At 51.3% G+C, this 21,944-nt stretch carries 19 protein-coding genes and 1 pseudogene; 2 read left to right on the top strand and 18 right to left on the bottom strand.

The window, feature by feature from the left end; translation table 11 throughout:
- Positions 1–166: 166 nt before the first annotated feature.
- The 12 genes from ACFOLF_RS35780 to ACFOLF_RS35725 all read right to left on the bottom strand — a co-directional run bounded on the left by ACFOLF_RS35780 (position 167) and on the right by ACFOLF_RS35725 (position 15,148).
- Entirely contained in the window at positions 167–949 is a 783-nt protein-coding gene (locus tag ACFOLF_RS35780; protein ID WP_379113267.1) for a response regulator transcription factor, read from the bottom strand.
- A gap of 5 nt (positions 950–954) precedes the next feature.
- Positions 955–2,721, bottom strand: coding sequence for a sensor histidine kinase (locus tag ACFOLF_RS35775; protein ID WP_210040227.1), 1,767 nt, complete (start codon positions 2,719–2,721; stop codon positions 955–957).
- A 107-nt stretch (positions 2,722–2,828) separates the two neighbouring features.
- Positions 2,829–4,547: a dihydroxy-acid dehydratase gene (locus ACFOLF_RS35770; RefSeq protein WP_210040228.1), complete on the bottom strand. Its 1,719-nt coding sequence runs from the start codon at positions 4,545–4,547 to the stop codon at positions 2,829–2,831.
- Complete coding sequence (locus ACFOLF_RS35765) at positions 4,544–5,530, bottom strand: aldose 1-epimerase (RefSeq protein WP_210040229.1); 987 nt, start codon at positions 5,528–5,530, stop codon at positions 4,544–4,546. Before ACFOLF_RS35765 ends, ACFOLF_RS35770 begins: the two co-directional genes overlap by 4 nt.
- Before the next feature lie 18 nt (positions 5,531–5,548).
- Positions 5,549–6,205, bottom strand: coding sequence for an RraA family protein (locus tag ACFOLF_RS35760; protein ID WP_210040230.1), 657 nt, complete (start codon positions 6,203–6,205; stop codon positions 5,549–5,551).
- 21 nt (positions 6,206–6,226) lie between these two features.
- A complete protein-coding gene (locus tag ACFOLF_RS35755; RefSeq protein WP_210040231.1) occupies positions 6,227–7,573 on the bottom strand; it encodes a family 4 glycosyl hydrolase in 1,347 nt (448 codons plus the stop codon).
- 45 nt (positions 7,574–7,618) lie between these two features.
- Positions 7,619–8,398, bottom strand: a complete 780-nt coding sequence (locus ACFOLF_RS35750; RefSeq protein ID WP_210040232.1) for an SDR family NAD(P)-dependent oxidoreductase — start codon at positions 8,396–8,398, stop codon at positions 7,619–7,621.
- Positions 8,399–8,434: 36 nt separating this feature from the next.
- Positions 8,435–9,265, bottom strand: coding sequence for a carbohydrate ABC transporter permease (locus ACFOLF_RS35745; RefSeq protein ID WP_210040233.1), 831 nt, complete (start codon positions 9,263–9,265; stop codon positions 8,435–8,437).
- Between the two features lie 12 nt (positions 9,266–9,277).
- Positions 9,278–10,144, bottom strand: coding sequence for a carbohydrate ABC transporter permease (locus tag ACFOLF_RS35740; RefSeq protein WP_210040234.1), 867 nt, complete (start codon positions 10,142–10,144; stop codon positions 9,278–9,280).
- Positions 10,145–10,214: 70 nt separating this feature from the next.
- Positions 10,215–11,555, bottom strand: coding sequence for an ABC transporter substrate-binding protein (locus ACFOLF_RS35735; protein WP_210040235.1), 1,341 nt, complete (start codon positions 11,553–11,555; stop codon positions 10,215–10,217).
- A gap of 225 nt (positions 11,556–11,780) precedes the next feature.
- Positions 11,781–13,340, bottom strand: coding sequence for a response regulator transcription factor (locus ACFOLF_RS35730; RefSeq protein WP_210040236.1), 1,560 nt, complete (start codon positions 13,338–13,340; stop codon positions 11,781–11,783).
- Positions 13,337–15,148 (bottom strand): sensor histidine kinase, encoded by a 1,812-nt coding sequence (locus tag ACFOLF_RS35725; protein WP_210040237.1) that lies wholly within the window; start codon positions 15,146–15,148, stop codon positions 13,337–13,339. Before ACFOLF_RS35725 ends, ACFOLF_RS35730 begins: the two co-directional genes overlap by 4 nt.
- Before the next feature lie 289 nt (positions 15,149–15,437).
- Here ACFOLF_RS35725 and ACFOLF_RS35720 point away from each other — a divergent pair, with 289 nt between their 5' ends.
- Positions 15,438–16,202 carry an IclR family transcriptional regulator gene (locus ACFOLF_RS35720; protein WP_210040238.1) on the top strand — a complete coding sequence of 255 codons (765 nt, stop codon included), beginning with the start codon at positions 15,438–15,440 and terminating at the stop codon, positions 16,200–16,202.
- Positions 16,203–16,338: 136 nt separating this feature from the next.
- Here ACFOLF_RS35720 and ACFOLF_RS35715 read toward each other — a convergent pair whose 3' ends face one another.
- Positions 16,339–16,839, bottom strand: a complete 501-nt coding sequence (locus tag ACFOLF_RS35715; RefSeq protein WP_210040239.1) for a MerR family transcriptional regulator — start codon at positions 16,837–16,839, stop codon at positions 16,339–16,341.
- 319 nt (positions 16,840–17,158) lie between these two features.
- Here ACFOLF_RS35715 and ACFOLF_RS35710 point away from each other — a divergent pair.
- A pseudogene (locus ACFOLF_RS35710) lies at positions 17,159–17,608 on the top strand (ABC transporter permease); the annotation flags it as partial.
- Positions 17,609–18,036: 428 nt separating this feature from the next.
- Here the strand turns inward: ACFOLF_RS35710 and ACFOLF_RS35705 are convergent.
- The 5 genes from ACFOLF_RS35705 to ACFOLF_RS35685 form a co-directional block, all read right to left on the bottom strand.
- Positions 18,037–18,480: a VOC family protein gene (locus ACFOLF_RS35705; RefSeq protein WP_210040240.1), complete on the bottom strand. Its 444-nt coding sequence runs from the start codon at positions 18,478–18,480 to the stop codon at positions 18,037–18,039.
- 58 nt (positions 18,481–18,538) lie between these two features.
- A complete protein-coding gene (locus ACFOLF_RS35700; RefSeq protein ID WP_210040241.1) occupies positions 18,539–19,513 on the bottom strand; it encodes an NAD-dependent epimerase/dehydratase family protein in 975 nt (324 codons plus the stop codon).
- 64 nt (positions 19,514–19,577) lie between these two features.
- Positions 19,578–20,459, bottom strand: a complete 882-nt coding sequence (locus ACFOLF_RS35695; RefSeq protein ID WP_210040242.1) for a TolB family protein — start codon at positions 20,457–20,459, stop codon at positions 19,578–19,580.
- Between the two features lie 28 nt (positions 20,460–20,487).
- Positions 20,488–20,940 (bottom strand): VOC family protein, encoded by a 453-nt coding sequence (locus tag ACFOLF_RS35690; protein WP_210040243.1) that lies wholly within the window; start codon positions 20,938–20,940, stop codon positions 20,488–20,490.
- A 92-nt stretch (positions 20,941–21,032) separates the two neighbouring features.
- A complete protein-coding gene (locus ACFOLF_RS35685) occupies positions 21,033–21,941 on the bottom strand; it encodes an NAD-dependent epimerase/dehydratase family protein (protein ID WP_210040244.1) in 909 nt (302 codons plus the stop codon).
- Positions 21,942–21,944 lie beyond the last annotated feature (3 nt).

Below are 21,944 nucleotides of genomic sequence, written 5' to 3'. Positions count from 1 at the left end.
GAATAATCCTCCTTTCGAGTTTACATACCGATTAAGCGATTTTCAGTTCTGCGACCTGCCTTCCCGGATGTGTTCAGTACCGGATATTGTGTTCAGTATGTTAAAAATAGTTTAATATGCTGTTTCATCTGATGAAAGAGACCATTCTGAAGAATAGATGTCCGATCTAAAGATGCTCCGGAGGGAGCGCGTGCTGCATCCGATATTGACCCGGAGCCACCCCTTCATGGCGCTTGAACACTTTGAAGAAATTGCGGGTGTTCTCAAACCCGACCATTCTACCGATTTCCGCTACTGTGAGCATTTCGCCGCATGTCAGAAGCTGAACTGCCATGTCCACCCGAATTCGCTGCAGATAGTGGAGAAAGGTTACTCCCCTTTCCTTTTTGAGCAGGTGGACCAGATAGTTGGGATGAACGCTGGCCGCTTCAGCCACCTGCTCCAGCGCAAGATCCTCCGTATAATGCTGGTTGATGTATGCCAGCGCTTTTTGCACGGCTCTGCCTGCCGGCATTTCTTCCCCCGCACTGACGGGCATCTCATCTGGACGCAGCCCGGATTGCGGTTTCGATTTCATTTCCCTTGCAGGATGAAGGTGATCATATACGTTCCGAAGAAGTCTGAAGAGTTCTTCCCTGTTTACGGGCTTGAGCAAATAATCTTCCACAGACAACCGAATTGCCTGCCGGGCGTATGCAAAATCGCTATAGCCTGTCAAAATGGCGAATCGCCCGCACTTGCCAAGCCGCTTGGCCTTGTCGATCAGCTCAAGTCCCGTCATTTCCGGCATATGAATATCCGTAACGAGCAGATCCGGCGAAACGGACCGCATTTTATCCAGCGCTTCGAAGCTATCCTCTGCTCCAATGACCGATGAGACTATTTCGATCTGACTGGCTATCATCCGCATCAGCGATTGCAGAATTTCCGGCTCATCCTCCACCACCATCACGATCACGAAGGCATCCCTCCTTTGCATATTCGAATCATGCAGACGGCACCATTATCTCCCCCGCTCTCGAGCAGGATGCCCGAGGAAAAACCGTAATAGCTTTGGATTCTCTGGTGTACATTCAGCAGGCCGATTCCATGGCCCGAGCTGTTGAAATCGGCCTCCATCATCCCGCTGTCCAACATTCGCCGCAGCTTGTTCAGCCTATCCGGAAGAATCCCCGCGCCGTTATCAGTGATCCTCACCCAATAACTGTCCTCGTCCTGTTGAATGGCGACAGTTACAATCCCCGGTCTCCGGCGGTTGGATATTCCGTGGCGGATGCTGTTTTCGACGAGAGGCTGCAGAATGTATTTCGGACAAGGAACAGACGGCACATCGGCAAAATCGGGCAGATTGTACGACAATCGGGGTCCAAACCTGATGCGCTGGATTTTCAGATAGTTCTCCACATTTCGGATTTCATCCGCAAGCGTGGCATCGGAGCGATTCGGGGAGATGCTGTAGCGAATGAGCTGCCCCAGCGTGCAGGACATATCTTCAATGTCAGCATCTCCATTGGCTTCGGCGCGCGATCTGATCGTCTCGAGCGTGTTAAAGATAAAGTGCGGCTGTATTTGAGCCTGCAAAGCGAGAAACGCCGCTTCCTTTTGTTTGATTTCGGCATTGGCCACCGATTGCACGAGTTCGTGAATACGGCCGATCATCGAATTAAAAGAGGCCGCTAGAAGGCCGATTTCATCCGTGTATATCTTTCCGTCATATAGAGCGGGAATCCGCAAGGGGGTTATCCTCATGTGGCGTGCAAGCTTCAATATCCGGCGGCTTACGGACAATGAAAACAAATAATAGGCGAAGGACAGAATCAGCAGGAGCAGAAAGACGATTCCCAGCATCCCATAACGATATCCGGACTTCAGCCCATACGCATTCTCAACGGGGGTGATAATAATCGCAGACAATTCAAACTCTCGAAGCGGAACTTTGGTGGCGAGCATACCCCTGCCTTCGGAACGAAAAAACCTATAACCGCCTTCCTTTCCAGACAAAACAGCGATCTCACCGCGGATGATGTCCTCGTGCGGACTATTCCGGCTCTGCTCATAAACGGCCTTGCCGGAGGAATCGACCAGGTACAGGCCTCCACCTGTTCCCGGTTTGATCCCTTCGAACGGCTCCAGAATCGAAGGGCCTTTCAGCTGCACCTCGATCAAACCGACCTTGCCGGAAAAATTGTTATCATATAATTTCCGGTAATAATACCAACTGATCTCGCTGCTGCTGTCAATCTGGTAATACCATTTACCACGGTCCAGCGGCAAATTGTCATTCGCTTGAAGAGCCGCACGGATATCCCGTTCCGATTCCTTCAATGAGATAATCTCAGGCCGGAACGAGAGCAAGCTCTCATCTTCCTTATAAACGGTAATCGAATTGACAATTGAATTTCCCAATGCCGCGTATGAAAGCAATGGACGAATATGGCGGATAAAACGATTGAGCTGCTCCTTCTCTGAACGGATGTCTCCCGACAGGAATTCGATCAGCTCGCGGTTGAACTGAAGCAAAAAGTACAAGGACTGCACCTGCGCCAGCTTCACATCCACATTCGCCGCCACCTGTGCGGCAACTTCCTGCTGATTCATCGCATAACTGTTCTTGATATTCCGGTACATCTGCTGATAGAAGATCCACCCGACGGACAACGTCGGAATGAGGATAACGATGACGTACCCGGTAATCATCTTGCGCAGCAGACTTTGTTTCATCGTCCAGCCTCCCCATTTTGTTTGGCTTCTTCCTTCCCGATATCCGTAAGGAAAAAAACAGGACCTCCGTGAAGGTCCTGTTCCATGGTTTAATCAAAATCAACTGCTCACCCTCTCCCCACGATCGGGGGAACGAAAACAGCCTCATCTTTTGTAAGCGGGCGCAGAAAGTCCAGGTCGCAGCCTTCGTGCGCCTGCAGGACATGATCGGCGAACAGGCGCAGATATCCGCGTGCGTGGACTCGCGATGGCATCCACTTAAGGAGCCGCTCGCGGATTTCCGCATCAGGAACGTCAAGATGCAGCGTTCCCCGCTCCAGATCGACTTCGATCCAATCGCCATTCCGGACGGCTGCCAGCGGACCCCCAACCTGCGATTCCGGGGACACGTGGAGGATAACCGTTCCATAACTCGTTCCGCTCATTCGGGCATCGCTGATGCGAACCATATCCCTGATACCGGATTGCAGCAGCTTGCGGGGAATGGGCAGCGCTCCCCATTCCGGCATTCCGGCACCCGAAGGGCCGCAATTGCGCAGAACCAGCACGGAGTCCCGGTCGACCTCCAGATCCTCGTGGTCCATTTCATCCAGCATCCGTTCATAATCATCAAATACAATGGCTCTCCCTCTATGTCGGGCCTTGCAGAGAGAGCTCGCGGAGCGTTTGAGCACCGCTCCGTCCGGTGCCAGATTCCCTTTCAATATCTGCAAGCCCGCGTTGTCTTTGAACGGCTCATCCAATGTGGAAATAACATCCGGAAGCTCAGATCGAGCCGGGTATGCATCGCGGATCGGGGTCCCGAGCGCAGTCAGGCATGATGTATCGAGTAAGGGCAGCAAGCTGTGAATAACTGCGGCCAGACCGCCGGCATGAAAGAAGTCATCCATCCCGTAAGCGCCGCTAGGCTGCAGATTGACGATAAGCGGAATGTTCCGGGAGAGCTGTTCATAGCGCTCGAGAGGGATGGTAATGCCAAGCCGTCCGGCAATCGCTGTCAGGTGGAGCACCGCATTGGTGGAGCCTCCGATCGCCGCCATCAGCCGGATGGCGTTGTCGAAGGCCGCTTCTGTCATCAGCCGGGACGGCGTCAGATTCTCGCGCACCATATCTACGATCCGCTTGCCCGTCTCCTCGGCAGCGGTCTTTCGCCTTGCATGTACGGCCGGTATGCCCGATGTGCCCGGAAGCATCATACCCAGCATCTCCGAGATGCTCTTCATCGTGGAGGCTGTCCCCATTACGGGACACCCTCCCTGCGTGCAAGAAATACATTTCTCGAGCTGGCTCAATTCCTCCTCGCTCAGCAGTCCGGCTTTATAATCGTCCATATACTTCCAAAGGTCGGTTCCATAGTTGACTGTTTTGCCCCTGAATACCCCTGAGGCGCGGTGTCCCGCCGCAAGCTGCAATGTCGGTAAATCACAGCTGGCAGCACCCATCAGCTGGGCGGGGGTCGTCTTATCGCATTCGCACAGCAGTACGACTCCGTCGAAAGGCTGCGAGCGGATCGTTTCCTCAACATCCATCGCCATCAGGTTCCGATAGGGCAAATCGGAGGGCTTCATGAAATCGGAAGGCGTCGTAATGGTATGAACCTCGATCGGATAGCCTCCGTTCATGAGCACCCCCCGTTTTACGAATTCCACCAGTTCCTTATGGGGAGCGTTGCAGCTGTTCAGATCACTCCATGAATTAAATATCCCGATAATCGGTTTGCCCAGGAATGATTCAGGCGCATGCCCATTGGCGCGCATCGCCGACAAATGCTGGAATCGGGTTTCCACGGATTGATGGTTGAACCATTCTCCGCTGCGCAAATTCATCGTGGCATCCGCTCCTCGACCATAATTTTGGCTGCCGCTGTAACGCTTTCCCCCGGATGCAGAACGCGAAAGCCCGTCAGCTCGGGAGGCAGAGACAGGTTTGGCGCATTGGTAATCCATGTATAGGGCTCAGGACAGAGATAGCCCTGGTTGGCGTCGTCATTGTAAACAACCCAGTGCTTGAAATAGCTGTCGCATCGGTATACGATGCGGATTCCGGAGCTGTCGTCGGTCAGTACCGCCTCGTTGTTTCCGGATCCGGCCGCCATGAATGCGTCGTCAAGCGCGTGACCGATCAGGGTTTTCCCCTGCATCAGCTCGTCTGCATAAGAGATGTTCTGCAGTTCTCCGGTAGGCAGAAAACGCCCGTCAAGCACCCACTGCTTGACGGCGTTCAGTGAGAACCGGCATTGCGCGATATCTCCATCCAGTGCAGCCGGAAAGTTGAAGGTCGTGTGATACCCAAGCCCCCAGGGGAACGGACTGGCGTCACGGTTCGTAACGGTAGTCTCCATGGTCAATATGTTCCGTTCAACAATGTAGCGGACGCGAATCGTGAACAGATGGGGAAACTGCGACAGGATTTCATCGTTCCCGTCTGAGCGGATTTCCGTTTCCAGTATGAGCCGTCCCTCCTCCTCTTCGGCTCTAACCAGCTCCCACCGCTTGTCGAACACAAGCCCGTGGGAATGGTTGTGCTCCGCCGGCTCGTTGATTTCAAATTGATAGGTTCTGCCGTTGAACTCGAAGCATCCATCTGCGATCCGATTGGGAGGGAACAGGATCGGAATGCCGTAGAGCACGGGAACCGCTTCATACTCCCCGCGGCTCCCTGGAACCCTGAGCAGCTCAAGCTGCCTGCTTTTAAGCTGCATGGAGACCAGATTGCTGCCCCATCCCGGCACCAGAACAACGGATATGTGCCCGTTTTGCGCTTTGACTGCCGGTTCTCCGTGGAACATGATAGATTCAATGGAATTCACGTAGGCGGTGTCTCCTTTCTACAGAACGCCGTACTTCTCGTAAACGTCCCTTAAATATTTCCCGGCAAGCAGCTCTTCCCGGGTATGATTCTCCCGCGTTGCCTTATCCAGAGCACCGGTCACCACCTCAAGCGCAATGTCTTTGGGAATAATGACCACGCCATCCCTGTCGGCAAATACGACATCGTTCGGATGGACAATGACTCCTCCGCAATCGACAGGGCAGTCATAATCGATGACCAGCCCCCGGCCCCTGGAGTCAACGGGCTTGGTTCCTGTACAGTAAACGGGAAAATCCAGCTCGACAATCATTTTCGAATCACGGATCAAGCCGTCAATGATGGCGCCCGTCGCCCCCCTTACCTTGGAGGCCGTAGACAGCAGTTCGCCCCACAGGCCGTTCTGCGTTGACCGGTTTGTGCAGGCGATGACGACCTCATCCGGCAAAATGCTGTCCACAGCGGCGATTTCCTTCTCATACGGATTGCCGCTGACATGGTAGACATCCACCGCCAGAATCGTTTTGGCCCGGCCGACAACGACCCATTCCTGGTTAAGCGGACGGATGGTTTCCCGCATCGCCTGATTGCGATAGCCCAGGTCATCGAGCGTGTCGCAAATCACTCCGGTATACAGCGACTCGCGCATCCGGCGGAACATTTCCTGATCATTCATTTCGTAAGCCTCCATTCTCTTCTACAGCCCATAATGCTTTCTCATATTGTCCAAATACGGCAGCGACAGCATATCATCGATCAATTCTCTGGCCTGGGCCTCCGAGCGCGTCCACGGGTCCATCATTATGAGTGCGAGCAGGTCATCGATCTTCCCGCTCCGGTAGGCGCAGAGCTCCTGCTCCACCGGGGCGACGCGATCGCGGAGCGCATAATGGATCACCGGCTGCGGCAGCCCTTTCGTCTTGATCCCCTCGACTCCGATTGCGCTTACGTAGCAGGGAACCTCCACCTGGAAATCCAGGGGAATGCCGGGAACGAAATTCCCGTCGTTCAAAATATTAAGGATCATAATTCTCGGCACATCGCAGGCGATTGCCTCGATGAACGGAATCATCGGCTCCGTTGAATGCTTCGGCGGAAATGCGTCCGTTACTCTGCGGTCCAGATTATCCGACACATCCTTGATTAGCTTGACGTCGTCGATACCGTGGCGGAAATAGCCCTGATACCACTCTTCCGGATCTTCTCGGTACCGCTTCTCCGTCTCATCGTCGGCATGATGCCAGAATGGCCACGCCCCTCCGCCCGGATTGCCAGTATCGCCGATCGGAAATACGCCGAACTTCTTGTATAAATCAATGGCCTTCGGCCCCATTCCGTCGCTGATTCGGCATGTCTTGAAATACGCCTCCGACTGCTCCTCGATCCACTTGTCGAGAATCGGGAAGGCATCCTGCCCTTTATACCGGAACTCGGTCAGCCAGATGAAATGGTTAACGCCCGGCACTTCAAAGGTAATGTGCTGCGGATCGAGGCCAAGCGTCCGTGCCACATATCTCACGCCGTTCGAGCCGTGACAGAAGCCGGCAATCCTGGTCTGCGGGTACTTGCGGCGGAGATAGGTTACGCCGGCCATGACCGGATTGGCCACCAGCATATACCAGGCATCCGGACTGATTTCCAGAATGTCGTTCAGGATGTCCTCCATCAGCTCCAGCTGGCAGTGGTTGATCCAGAATCCTTCATCATGCATCACATGCAGGCTGCCGCCGAAGCGGTACCCGTGCTTGCGGGCGACAGCCCAGCCGTCCTTCAGCCGCCGATGCCCGCCCACAAGCGCAGCATTGATAACGAAGTCCGCTCCCCGGATCGATTCCCGGCGGTCCAGCGTCTTTTCCAGCTTCAGCTTGATTCCCGACTCCTCGGCATAACGCAGAGCCAAGGCATAGGCACTCTCGAGACGTCCCTCGTCAATGTCCATAAAGCTGATCGTACTTCCTTCAAGATTGGGCGTCAGGCAAATATCGCGGATCAGACTTAACGAGAACATAGCTGTCCCGGCGCCGATAATACTTATTTTTGCCATGAAATAATCTCCTCCGAGGTTAATAATGAAATAATGGCTTGAAAGTTAAATCGAGGCGGAAGATGCCCCGTCGACATAAAGACAGGAGCCGGTAACAGCGGATGCCTCATCCGAAGCGAGGAACAGTACCGCATATCCCACCTCGCGTGTCGTTGCCATGCGGCCAAGCGGCTGCTGCTGTTTAATGACCGGATACAGCTTATCCATGCCGCCCATGCTTTCCGCCAGCTTCACATTCATGTCCGTCTCCACCCAGCCCGGACAGATTGCATTGCAGCGGATTCCGCGTTCGGCATAAGAGACGGCAATTTCCTTCGTAAGTCCGATAATTCCGGCTTTGGAAGCCGTATAGGCGCCATGGCCGGGCTCGGTCAGCGAGGCCATCACGGAGGAGGTGTTAATAATCGAGCCCTTGCCCCGTTTGAGCAGCTCCGGAATCGCCTTCTTGCACATCAGAAACATCGACTTCAAATTAACACTCATCACATCGTCCCAGGTTTCCTCCGGATAATCGACAATATCTCCGATCGGCATGATGCCGGCATTGTTGAATACAATGTCAAGGCCTCCGAACGCACTCACGGCAGCGCTCACAGCCCGTTCGGCCGTTAGCGACGAGGAGACGTCGCCGGCTATGACAATGCATTCCCCTCCCAGCGCTTTAATCTCTTCCGCGGTTTCCAGCAGCTTTTCCTCATTACGGTCAACCAATGCCAGGCGGCAGCCCTCTTCCGCAAAAAGCAGAGCTGTGCCTTTACCAATTCCGGATGCGGCTCCGGTTATGATCGCGGCCTTCCCTTCCAGTCTTCCTTGCCGGTTTGTCATTTTTCTTGCTAACCTCCTCTTACGAATTCACGTCAGTCATTTAATCGCACCGATAACGAGCCCTTTGCGGATGTAGCCCTGCAGCAGGATGTAGATCAGCACCGGCGGCAGCGCTGTCATCAGGAGCCCTGTCAGCAGCAGCGGATAATCGGAGCTGAATCTCCCCAGAATGGTGGCGACCGCAACTGTCATCGTCTTCATCTCATCGGACTGCAGATATACAAGCGGTGTGAGCAAATCATTCCACCAGGCCGTGGCGTTGAAGATGGACACCGTCGCCAGGCCCGGCAGGCTCAAAGGAACGACCACCCTTAGAAGGACCTGCAAATAGCCGGCGCCATCGATCCTGACCGCCTCCAGAATTTCATTGGGCAAGCTGTGCAGCAGCGCCCTGAGCAGGAATACATTTCCCGGGATTGAGGTAACTCCCCAGATCACAATGACAGAAGCAAAATGATTAACCCATCCGAGCCGCGACATGAGCAGGAAATTCGGCAAGATAAAGGTAATGCCCGGCACGGTCATCATCCCGATCATGGTCATATAGAGCGAATTCTTGAACCGGAAACGCAGCTTGGCGAACGCAAAGGCTGCAGGCACGGACAGCACAAGCGACAGGATCAATGCGCCCCCCACGCTGACGAGCGTATTGCCGAATAATCTTAACAATGAAAAACGGTAATACAGCGCCTGAAAATTATCGAAATAGAACGTTTTTGGCCAAGCGATCGGATTCCGGATAAATTCAATCGACGTTTTCATACTGCTCAGCAGCATATAGGCGAGGGGATAAACGGCCACTACAGCAACCAGCGTCAGGATAACAACCAGGATGAAGCGGACGAAACGATTGGACGTACGGTTCATGTTAATCCCCCCTCAATTGCTCACCCTGTCAGAGATTTTAAGCTGCACCCAGGTGATCAGCACGACGATTACGAAGAGAAACAGCGAAAGCGCGCTGGCATAGCCCATATTGCCGCTTTGGAAAGCCTGCAAATAAATCATAAATTCGATAGGAGTCGTTTCATAGCCAGGTCCGCCTCCCGTGATGGAATAGACAAGTCCGAACATTCCTACGAATACATAGATGACGTTGATGCATGTAAAATAAAATAAGGTGGGGTACAAGAGCGGGATCGTGATCTTGAACAGTCTCTGCCGGAAGCTCGCGCCGTCCATGATGACCGCTTCATATATCTCCCCGGATATGGTGGACATGCCGGACAGAAAAATCAGCGTTCCCTGTCCCAGCGTCTGCCAATAAAAGCAGAAAATCAATATCATAAACTCGGTCGGAACGTAATTCAGCCAATCGACAACCAGATGACCGAGCCCGATATCTTCAAGCAGTGAATTGACAATACCTTTGCTGGCAAACATCGATTTGATCAGAAAACCGATAACGACAGACGATAGAATAGTCGGCAGGTAATATACGGAGCGAAAGAACCTCCACCCTGGAACCTCTTCGAACAGCAGAACCGAAACGATGAGCGACAGAATCAGAATGCCCGGGACGGACAGCAGGAAGATAAGATTATTCCGGAGCATCAGAAGCAAGTCACCGCTGTGAATGATCCGGAGAAAATTATCCCACCCGACAAAGCGGGAGCTGACACCGTCCCATTCCGTGAAGCTGTGATAGAATGTGTTGAGAGTCGGGTAGCCGATAAATACGGCCAGCAGTATAAAAGCAGGCAGCAGGGACAAATAGCCATGCAGGCTTTCCCTTCTCAAGCCCATATTATTCCTCCTTCCGCTGGGCAATGCTCCCTCCCTCCGGACAAACGGAGGAAGCACTCCCTTCGATTGCTTACCGGCTGCTTTTCAGCAGCTCATCGCGCTTTTGGTCGATCTTGCCCATGAACTCCTCGGCCGTCATTTTGCCTGTCATCGCGAGCGACTGCAAGGAAGAGATTTCGCTGGTCAGCTCAGCGGGGTATACATTATCCGGCCAGAAAATGGTGCTCGGCTCATTGGCCCACTCCTGCTGCTCGAGAATCAGCGGCTCGGATGCCATCTGCGAAACATCGACATCCTTGACTACGGATAAGCCCGCTTCACCGCTCTCGATTTTGTTGACCTGCTCTTCTTTGCTCATCAGAAACTTGATAAAGTCGACGGCCTCCTGCTTTTTCTTCGAATAATTGGTTACAACGAATGTAGCGCCGACTCCGCCAACCCCGCCGTCATGAATGAGGACCTGATCGTTGAAATCGGGAACCTTCATCATACCCAGATCATCCCCCAGCGCTTTGCGGGCATTGGCGATAGCACCGTTGCCTCCGGCTACCATGGCAACCTGCCCCTGGTAGAACAGCTGCAGGGACTGGTCAGACTGGTCGGAAATAACCAGGTCCTTCGCATACATGTCGTTCCACGCTTTGATGATTGGAACGAGCTGCGGGTCGGAGAAATTTTTCTTGCCGCTGACCAGATCCTCAAGACCAGCTGAGCCTACCGTCTGGGCAATCCAGTAATTAGGGATATGATAGAACGTATCCGGATCCTTCAGGCCGAGCGGAGTCACTCCTTTGCTCTTGATCTTGAGAAGCATCTCCTCGAAGTCATTAAAATTCTTCAATGGGTGTGCCTCGAGGTCGACGCCTGCATCGGCTAATATTTTCTTGTTGTACAGGAGCCCGAAGGTCCCGTCTGTCGAGAATGGCACGCCGTATACCTCGCCGCCCTCCTTGAAGCCTTCGGTTCCCGCGTCCCAGCCGACAATCCTGCTTTTCTCCTCCGGGGTAAAATAGCCGCTGAGCGGTTCAAGAAACTGCTTGAATCTCAGCATGTAGGTTCCCGACCAGATGACGGTCATATCGGGACCGTTCTTGGCAATGCCGGCAGTCTGAAACTTGGTGAACAGCTCATCTCCGGAGGGCACATCCTGCACTTCGATGGACACCTCCGGGTGCGCGGTCTCATAGCGCTTGATCGCCTGATAGATGTAGAAGTCCTCTTTCTTCTTGGACTTGTTATTCTCGTCCACGGTCGGATATCCCGTATTCCAGAAGACGATGTTTACCTTCTGCTTGGACGAATCGCCATTTGCGCCGGAGCCTTCCTTCGTACCGGAAGACCCTGAACAGGCAGCCAGCGCCAATACAATGACTGAGGAAACGGCTGCTGTCAGAATGGTTTTAAACCTCATGAAATGCTCCCCCTCTTTGAGCGAATATTCAAGATGCTGATGGCACTATCACCGGAGCAGGCGTAAGGTATCCTGCCACCGGCCACAGATCAACAGCCCCTTGAAGTTATCTTCATTGTAAAGGGCTGCCATCCGGATTAGAATGACAGCATCGGTGTAAGGGCTTATCACATTTCACAGGTTCTTCATGGTACTTGACCATTTTTGCGCGAAGCTTGACATTTTTTACAGCGATTGCGATCCTGTGTAATAAGACGGAGCCACGCCTCTTGCTTTCTTGAACATCCGGGTAAATGAACTGGGATTCAGATAACCGAGCTTATCGGCGATATCGGTCAAGGACATGCCGCTTTGCATCATTCTTTCGGCCTGCTCCACCTTGGCGGCCAGCACCGCTTCACTGAAATTCAATCCCTTTTCTTCCTTATACAGACGGCTCAGCTGGGCGGGACTCATATTAAATAGAGCGGAGACGCCGTTCAGGCTGATTTCCTCGAAGCTGTGCTCGTCCAGGTACATCTCCACAGCTTCGATCACATATTTACGATGATTGCCCCTCCCACCCCACTTTCCGGCATTTCTGATGCTGCTGCGGATGGCTTCGACGCATGCCGATAACGTACAGCAGTCTGACAGGACAGCACCGGCTCCCTCCCCTTCTTCCTGATCCGTTCGAATCCCCATCCTCTCGCGGATGCGGTTCAGCTGAAACATCACATCAGCGAGCAGATTAAGCAGCAGCGCCGGTCTGGGATACGGCTGCAATTCAGGCAGCATATCCAGCATCCGTTCAGCATCCTCCCACTGAAAACAGCTCAGCTGCCGGACGATGTCCCTCTTCCAGGCAAGCAGTGACAAGGGGAGCGCCGGTTCCGGAAGCTTCTCCCGGAAGAGATTTTGTTCCTCATTGTAAAAGGACAGACTGAGCATCTCACGGGCATCTGCGTCGCGCTTGCCCCAGTCCTGCCAGCTTTCGAAGGGTTCACTCGCGGCAATGGTCACGGATAATCCCAGATAACGCTGAATGGAATCGATCAGCATTCCGGCATCGGGCAGCTCCGATTGCCCGGAGGCATGAAGCAGCAGATGCCATCTTCGTTCATGGACATATTCGACGAGGCCAACCACATGGCCGCGGTAAAGCTCTCCCGCGATCGTTTCAACAGCTCGGCCGATCTGGACCAGATCAGCCGGCAGCAGCGGGCTGCCTTGACGGGCTGCCGTATTCATCCGGATAACCCACGCTTGACATCTGCCTGACGTCAGCATCAATCCGCATTCCTCCAGCTTTTCCCGGAAGCCGGTCCCGCTGCTGTAAACACCCTCAAGCCATTCCCTCAGCATCGACATTTTTCTGATCTGTCTCAGCTGCAGCAGCTCCGTCTCGTCTTCCCGGACGAGCGGCTGCTTGTTCCGGAGCAAGTCCGACAACCCCAGCAGCATCGTCTGCAGCTCCTCGATCTCCATCGTCGACTTGACAAAAAAATCGCGGACGCCAAGGCGCAGCGCCCTTCTGACCAGCTCGAAATCCTGGTTGCAGGTCAAAATAATAAACTCGCCGTCCGGCCTCAAGTGTTTGACCCGCTCGATAAATTCCAGGCCGTCCATCCTGGGCAGACCGATGTCTACCAAGGCAATATCCGGCAAATGCACGGAAAAAAGCTCCAGCGCCTCCGCACCATCCCTTGCCTCGCACACAACCTCCATCCCGAGCTCCGCCCAGGCAATCATCGACTTGATGCCCAACCGGACCAGAAGATCATCTTCCACAATCATGACTTTCATGCGGATTCACCTCTTTCGCAGATTACGTACGGTATAGTCAGCACTACCGACGTGCCTTGACCTGGCAGGCTGTCAATCCGAATATCGAAGCGGTCGTTGTATTCAAGCCGAAGCCTCTGCTGTATATTCATGAGGCCGATACCTGATCCCGAGCTCTGCCCCTTGACGGGATCACCCCTGATCAGCTTCTTGACCGACAAAGCGTCCATTCCAACGCCGTTATCCGTGACTGTTACGGTGACATACTCGCCATGTCTGACACATGTCAGCGATATCCGGAAGCTTCCGCTGCCGGCGAAACCGTGAAGGATGGCATTCTCCACGATAGGCTGCAGGGTCAGCTTGGGAATTATCGTATGCAGGACTTCGGATTCTGCACTAATATCGGTTTCGATGGGCTGAAGCATCCTGTTCTCCTGAAAAGCAATGTAGTTTCGTACGTAAGCCAATTCTTCGCCAAGGGTGCTTCTCACCGACAATGCTTTGTCCAGACAGTAGTGCAGCATGCCGGAGAGATTGACGAGCGCCTGGGCGATCGACTTCTCTCCTTTCATCACAGCCATCCAACGTATGGAATTAATCGCATTATGCATGAAATGAGGATTGATTTGAGATTGGAGCAGCGTTAATTTGAGATTCATTTTCTCCTGCTCGTCGGTTTTAATTTTTTCCATCTGCTCGCCTATGCGGCCCAGCATGTGCTGGAAGCCGGAGAAGAGGATTTCGATTTCGTCGATGCCCCGGTAGCGAAAATTCTTCTGCTCCTCAGCCAGCTTCTCGGGATCGTTGAACCGGAGCTTCCTGACTCTTTTCGACAGATTCAGAATGGGCAGCATGACCTTTCGTGTCAGCAGCTGCAATATCAGCAGAATCAGGACAATTGAGAAAGCCGTTACCGCAAGTGTGTACATCCAGAGCGCCTTGGCTTGCCCGACAAGCATATTCATTGGAGTCATCGAAACCAGATACCATGAGAGGAAGGGGATGTTGTGGGTAGAGCAAAGATAAGTTCGGTGGTTCAAATCCATATGGAAGCTGCTGTACTCTCCGCCATTTGCCTGCGCCTGGACAATAGCCTGGCGGTAAACATTCCTGGCGTCCTGACCTGTATCGGCGTTTTCACCGGCTACCAGTACATCGCCTGACGAGTTCCCGATAAAGACCAGCGTGGAATTATTGAGCTGCAGCTGATTAAGCAGGCCTTGAATGAGCGATTCTCTCATCGCCACAACAAGCAGACCCAGTGGCTTGGTGCCGCTGACTATATTTTTGGTGAAGTAGAGGGAGTGGTCGTTCGTCAAATCATGAAAGTCATCGGCGACATCGTTATACATTACATCATTATCGTAAGGAATATTGTCGCCATACCATGGAAAACTGCTCACAATCCGCTTGAGGCTTTCGCTCTCCGTATCATGCAGGGGAACACTTCCGTATACACGGCCCGAGCTGCTGATAATCTGCACATCCAGCGGAACTCTCAGACGATACATTTTGGTAAATGAATTGACCCGGTCGCGGATCGCCCTGATCTGTTTGTCCTGGCTGGCATACTGCTTCTGCATGATCTGGTACAGCTGTTCGTCCTGTGAAAGAATGCGGATATAATCGTTGATGTGGTTGATATAAAAGTCCAAATTAAGAGAAAGCGATTCCATGTTCTTGGACAGAGACTGATCGTAGATCGTTTCCGTCCGATGCACGGCGTTCTTGCCGAGAACATATCCCTGCAGAAGCACAGGAATCAGAATGCAGAGCAGCAGTATGGTGAGAGCAGCCATATTCAATCTGCGCTTTTTTTTGAGCATGACGAATCTCTCCTTTTACGTTAACGTAATACCGACCGGACCATTAAGTGCTTCGGAGGAGATGATGTTCTCTATATTAAAATAAATCTTATATGCTGACTATATCTCGAGCTAAAATCGATGTCAAGTTAACTGACATTTATGATGTAAACCCTGATAAATACCAATAATACGCATTTTTATGAATAGATGATTCGGATAACGCTTCATATTTACAACTTTACTATACTGACTTTAATTCAGTATAATGAATAATAATCTGAATGGCAATTGAAAAAGGAGCTCAATTATGGAAAAAAGTACGAAAAAGGATTATTCAGTCCCCGCCCTGGACAAAGCGGTACTCATCCTGCACGCCTTGGCGGAGCAGGGCTGGTTGTCGGCGCTGGAGCTTCACGCTCAACTGAATATTCCCAAATCAACCGTTTTTGTATTGCTTAATTCATTATCCAGGAGCCGGATGGTCGAACGGCATGCCGACGGAAGATACGGACTCGGGCATGCGACATTTTTACTGGGAATGAGCTATTTCCGTGATCTCGACATCCGCCGGATGGCGAGACCCCATTTGGAAAGCCTTGTCAGCCAAACGCCTTACACGGCTCATCTTGCCGTTCTCGCCGGACAGCAGCCTGTTTATATCGACAAGGTGGAAGGCAGCGGCTTCGTCCGCTTTGCCACCTTCATCGGGCAGTCGCTGCCCCTGCATTTGTCGGGAGTGGGCAAAGCTCTGGCCGCCGGAATGAGCCGGGAACAGGTTGCCAATGCTTTAGAGGAGTTTCCGGATATGCGGGACGCGGAGAAATCCGCTCAGCAGCTCCTTGAGGACGTTCAATTTATCCGTCAGCACGGATTTTCCATTGAAGATGAGCAGATGGAAGAAGGCATCCGGTGTATTGGATCCCCCGTTTACGATTTATCAGGCAATATTGTTGCCTCTATCAGCATAACCTCGTTGTCACAGGATTTGCCCGCCATCAAATTCAACTCGATGGGCCAAAAAGTACGCGAAGCGGCGATTCATATTTCTCAGGAATTGGGCTTCAAGGAATAGCTCCGACTCCTTCGATCAATGACTTTCCTTAATTGAAGCACTGGCAAAGTTCGGCCCAAACGCAAACAGGCTCCCGGTTTTAATCCGGCAGCCTGTTTGCGTTTATACTGTTTGCAGCTGATTACCATCGCTCTAATTAATTCTTTTTTGCCGGCAGGTCATCCGGCTGCTCGCCCAGAAACTCGCCGAGCCGGTCGAAGCTGCGCTCGAGGTTCATTTTCCGCTCGGCAAAAAACTTCTCATGACTTTTTTTCATGAGCTGCAGCAGTTTTGTAAATTCTTCAACAGAGATAGATTCTTTCGTACGCATCAAGCCAAGCACGTATTCCAATTCTCCCAGAAGCTTTTGCTGAATGAGAATATGATCGTGAATACGCTTAATCTGCTGGGACACAACCTCGATGGGACTATAATGCTGTCCGAGCAGCACCGATTTTATTTCTTCCAACGACAAATCCAGTTCCTTGAGCGCCAGAATTTGATGCAGGCGGGATATATCCTCTTCGTTATAAAGCCTGTGCCCGGATGCAGAAAATCCCGATGGGGAAAACAGGTTTATCTGATCGTAATAACGCAGCGTCCGGATCGTCAACCCGGTTAGCTTCGCAAGCTCTCCGACCTTCCAAGTTTTGTTCATTATCCTCTCCTTTATTCGCGCTGGACATTTACCGGTATCCTTACTATAAAACATAACGCAGCGTAAGGCACAAGGATTATAATATTTTAGGTAACAGGATCGGACAGCCTCTTTATTGCTTTTTTGCGGTATCCATTTTTTTCATTTAACAGCCTTGCCATTCCTGTACTGCTGGCGACTGTTGAGTTGTTGTGTTCACTGACACTATAGTTGTTACCTGCAAAATCCAGTATTATCAAGCTATTTCGGGTTTTTGATAAACTTTACGGGCCACACTTAAAAGTCAATAATTTCCTCTGTATCCTGGAATGCTAGTTCTTGGGGGCATGTGCTGACCTCGCTGGTATCCAACGCCCTATCGGTTCTCGTCATCATTCTCGTAGCGCTCGTTATGGGCTTCGTTCGCCGGCTGGGATATTGTCATGGCTTGCAGTAGTCGGCATACTCGTGCTATTTACGCTGGCATTAACTTGGGTCGCAGCAATTGCCGGACTGACCGCCAAAACGGTGGATGCGCAAGCGCCTTTTTCTACCCGATTATCTTCCTGCCGTTTATCAGCTCGGCGTTTGTGCCGACCGAGTCGATGCCGTCGGTCGTTCGCGCCTTAGCCGAAAACCCCAGCCGGTGACCTCGATCGTGGAGGTTATTCGTGCGCTACTGTCAGGGCAACCGGTGGGCAATGATTTATGGGTCGCTCTTGCGTGGTGCGTCGGGATTTTGCTTGTAGCCTATTTCTTTGCTATGAGGGTGTATAAAACGAGAGTTTAATATTGCCAGGGAAATGTTCTTTATGGTGGCTGGCCGATTTCAGTGGACCCGGTTTCGGCTATCATCATCAGGCGGTTTAGACATTTATGATGGTACTTTGCCGGTGTATCTCCCTTGGGGGTGATGTAAAAAATAAATAATCAAAAAAAAGCAGCCCCTTCTGCCGCAATAGCGGTGAAAGGGGCTTTCCCTCTTGTCGGGAAGCTCCGAACTTGAAGCAAAATCTTGTAGTAGTGATCTGGAGATTAGGAGGTTTTTCAACCTTTATTATCATGATGTAGGCTTAGCCAAAAATGTCTTCCACCATGAAGCCAGAAAGTACGACCTGAAAGAAAATCCAGATCATATAGCTCCATACGGTCATCTCAAATGCTCAAGCTTTTATTGGTGGTGCCTAGCTTATCCTGAGCCAGTTCGATAATCAAAATTTAATCAATATCGAGAAGTTCGAGAATGACACCCAAATCGTCTGTGCTTTCCACATAAGCATATTTATCGCCATTTTGAATAAGCGGGAAGCCGAATTCCTCCAGCTTAGCTGCCGTTTCAAGCATTCTGTTCTTCGCCTTAAATGCGATGTGATGGACTCCAGGGCCTTTTGTATCAAGAAATTCCTTCCATGTAGTAGGGTCCTCTGTTGGTTCAATGAACTCTACAACCAGATTCTCCATGTGAAAGAAAGATAGCCTTACCCTTCCTTTCGTGGGCTGCCCCATATAGGTAACCGTATCACTGCCATCTTCATTAGCCATTATAATAGAAGGGGCGGGAACGCCTAATAGCTCGGCAAATCGGCCGGTAGCCTTTTCTACATCACGAACGATCATTGCAATCTGACAAACAAGGGTCGTGCCAAGAATAGTGTTTTCCATTTTTCTTCTCCTATCTATTTTTTAATCTAAACAATTGTAAAGTTGCTCTAACTTCTCTTTACCAGACATGGTAAACGTCATGAACCTGTTCCCCTGCAAGAATTTTGCGTGCACGATCAATGTTCCACTGAATGTGATCTTTCAGATCTTCATCCCCTTCAAAGGATAATCCGAATACAATTTCCATCTTGCTTGCATTATAATAGGATCGTTTACGTTCTTCATCCGCATTCGAAATAATAATTTTACTGGAAGAACCGGTCAAATCGATTGCAAGCTGTGCAATTTCTGCCCAGGAAACAAATTTTTTACCCAGCGCCATAAAGGTTTCGTTATTGAAGTCGCTTTCTAGCAGTTTTACGTAAAGTTCTGCAATCTGTCTACCGGAAAGGAACTGAGTGCCATCGAATTTGTTAAAAGTGAGGTCTTCATTCTGAAGAACAGCCTTTGCAAGGTTTAAGAAACGAACATCAGACTGGGATGCGCCGCCTTCATAAGCCGGATTCGAGAAAATATAGCCAGGACGAATAACATTTCTTGCTATTTTGGTTTTGGTTCCGTTAACGCCCTGGCCATTGTAATACCTATTAAAGCCCATCAGATACATTTCGGATGCAGCTTTGGTTGCACCATACAGGTTGCCCGGAAGCAGCTGGGCAGTTTCGTCCATGCCGTCGCGCAGATCACCCATTGCAGCAGTAGAACTGGTGTAAATAAATTTATGCAGGCCAGCTCTTTCGGCGGCGTCTGCTAGGAACAGCGTAACTTTGGTATCATGTTCAAGCATTTCAACCGGGTCGTTGCCCCAACCGAGCGCGACATGTATAACAGCGTCACAGCCCTGAAGCGCCTTTTCCATTACGTCCAGCTCAAGGATATTACCCTGTACAAGGGTTATGTTCGGAAGGGTTTGATAATAAGGAATCCGGTCCGGAGTACGGGTAAGCAGTACAATTTCATGACCTGCTGCAAGCAATGCTTTAGTAACGTTTTGTCCGATATTGCCGGTACCGCCAGTGACAAAAATTTTCATAAAAATTCCTCCGCTATATTTGATGTTATCGGGAATATAATCATCGGTGCGCAAGGAGGTCTCTCTATTCCTTCAGCTTGTAGCTGACAAAAGCCAGCTTCCTGCTGTCGGGTGACCAAGAATTGACGTTAATGGTGCCCTGTCCGCCAAACAGCTTGACCAACGTACGGAACTCTCCGCCTGCGCTTCCTATTAAGCGAATTTCTACATTTTTGTTTGCGGGATGGGAGCCAGGAGCAACATCGCCCTTGTGATAACTAATATAAACCACCAATTCTCCGTCAGGGGATACATGCGGGAACCAGTTATTGCTCTCATCGAACGTGATCTGCGTTTGCTCGCTGGAATCGACATTCATGCGCCACACCTGCATAAGGCCAGTTCGTACCGAGTTGAACCATATGTGCTTGCCGTCCGGTGAATATTCGGGGCCGTCATTCAATCCGGATGAATCCGTTAACTGCGTTTCTATGCCACCGTTTATAGGGATGGTGTAGATGTCGTACTCGCCGTTTCGCTCTGCGCAGTATGCCAGCGTGTTTCCGTCCGGTGACCAACCGTGCAGATAGCTGGGGGCCATTGGCGTGATGAGTACCGGGTTGCCTCCCTGCAAGGGGAAAATATAAATACGGGACCGGCCATCCTCGCAGGTATGATGGCTAACCGCGACATGCGAGTTATCGGGCGAAAGCACATGGTCGTTATTGCACCGAATCGCATAACCGGATTCGATCGCTGTACTCTCCCCTGTAGCGAGGTCAAAAGTGTAAAGACGGCCAAAGCTGTTATATACGAGATGCTTGCCGTCGCGGGTCCAATTGGGTGCCTCAATGAGAAAATCGAATTCGGCCAGGACGCTGCGTTCGCCGCTATAAACATCCACCGTTTCCAGGATACTGATCACATTTTTTCCTTCTGTCTTGTGGGGTTCTTTCACTGTATTCATCGTTTAATCTCCCTAGATAAGAAATAGGCTACGCCCGGGGCTTGATGTTCAAATTAACGCCCAATTCGTCCTCGCTGTCGACAATGGTCCAGCTGCTGCCGGGATAATAACCGATCGTTCGCATCTCATATCCCATCTCTTCCAGCTCACCGATAATTGCGTCACGCTTGTCGCCAACCTGGAAGCCCAGATGATGCACGCCGTTTCCATGCTTATCCAGGAACTCGCGGAATGTACTGTCGTGCTCGTCCGGTTCATGCAGTTCAATGACGAAATTGCCAACCCGTATATTCGCGAGCTTGAGTCCGTAAAAAGCGGGTTTTCCGCGATACGTCAAATCAGGGTTGCTGGCAGGAGGATTATTGCGGATCTCAGGCACGGGAATATTAAAAAATCTTGCCCAGGTCTTAGCAGCCTTTTGGATATCTTTAACTACGATTGCGATCTGAATAAAGCCGTCAAAGCTGATGTTGTTCTCCATGAAAATACCTTCCCCATTTCGTAAATTAAGTTATAACGCTTTCATGACGTTCCACATGCCGATCCAGGTAATGTGCGGGACTAAAAATTCTTTTACAACTCCAATGTGCTCAAGTATCGGATATGCTTCTTCATATACTCATCAGCCTTGAAAGCAAACCCAAAGGTATTCTTGATTTGCGAGATATCTATGGGTATGCCCTCAGGCTCGGGACGGCCCTTGTCCTCAAGAAGGATTTGACTTTTGGAACCAAGGAGATTTACCGCCATTTGCGCGATCTGAGCCCATGTACGGAATTCAGTGCTCACAGCGGTAAAGCAGCCGCGGTCCAATTCATCGGAATGGAGCAAAGCTGAATATACTTTTGCAAGGTCGCCCGCCCAGATGAATTGCGTACCGTCATTCTTGATAAAGGACATGGGCTCGTTCGCAAGGGCGCTTTTGACCATATTTGCAATTTTTCGATCGGGATAGAGAGGCCCGCCCTCCACGCAGGGATTGCCAAAGGTATAACCCGGCCGCACGATATTTGCCTGAAGCTGATACTGAGAGGCAATAGCCAAGAGATAAGCCTCTGTCGCGGCCTTGGTGGCGCCGTAATAAGTCTTTGGCTTTATAAAGCCCCTATCATTGTTGGGCGCCGTGCCAAAGCTTGCGATGGAAGAGGTATAAATGATTTTGTTTACTCCCGCTTCCGCAGCTCTCTGGAACAGGCGAACAGAGGGCATCGTTTCGTTTACTAACATTTCCTCCGCTGACCCGCCCTGCTCCGGCCACGAAAGCGCGATATGGACGCATGCATCTTGTCCCGCAAGCCCTTTGGCGATGGCATTCGCATCGTCCATTTGTCCTGTAACGAAACGGATATGCTCATGACCCACAAAACCTGGGACCTTGTTCGCATTTCTGGCAAGGAGTGTGACCTCATGACCATGCAAAAGCAGTTCCTTGACGACATACGAACCGATAAACCCGGTACCGCCAGTAACAAATACTTTCAATTT

The sequence above is a fragment of the Paenibacillus sepulcri genome (assembly GCF_042647105.1).
GTDB lineage: Bacteria > Bacillota > Bacilli > Paenibacillales > Paenibacillaceae > Paenibacillus_Z > Paenibacillus_Z sepulcri.
Note: the sequence above shows the minus strand (reverse complement) of the source record. Positions and strands in the feature narration are given on the sequence as shown.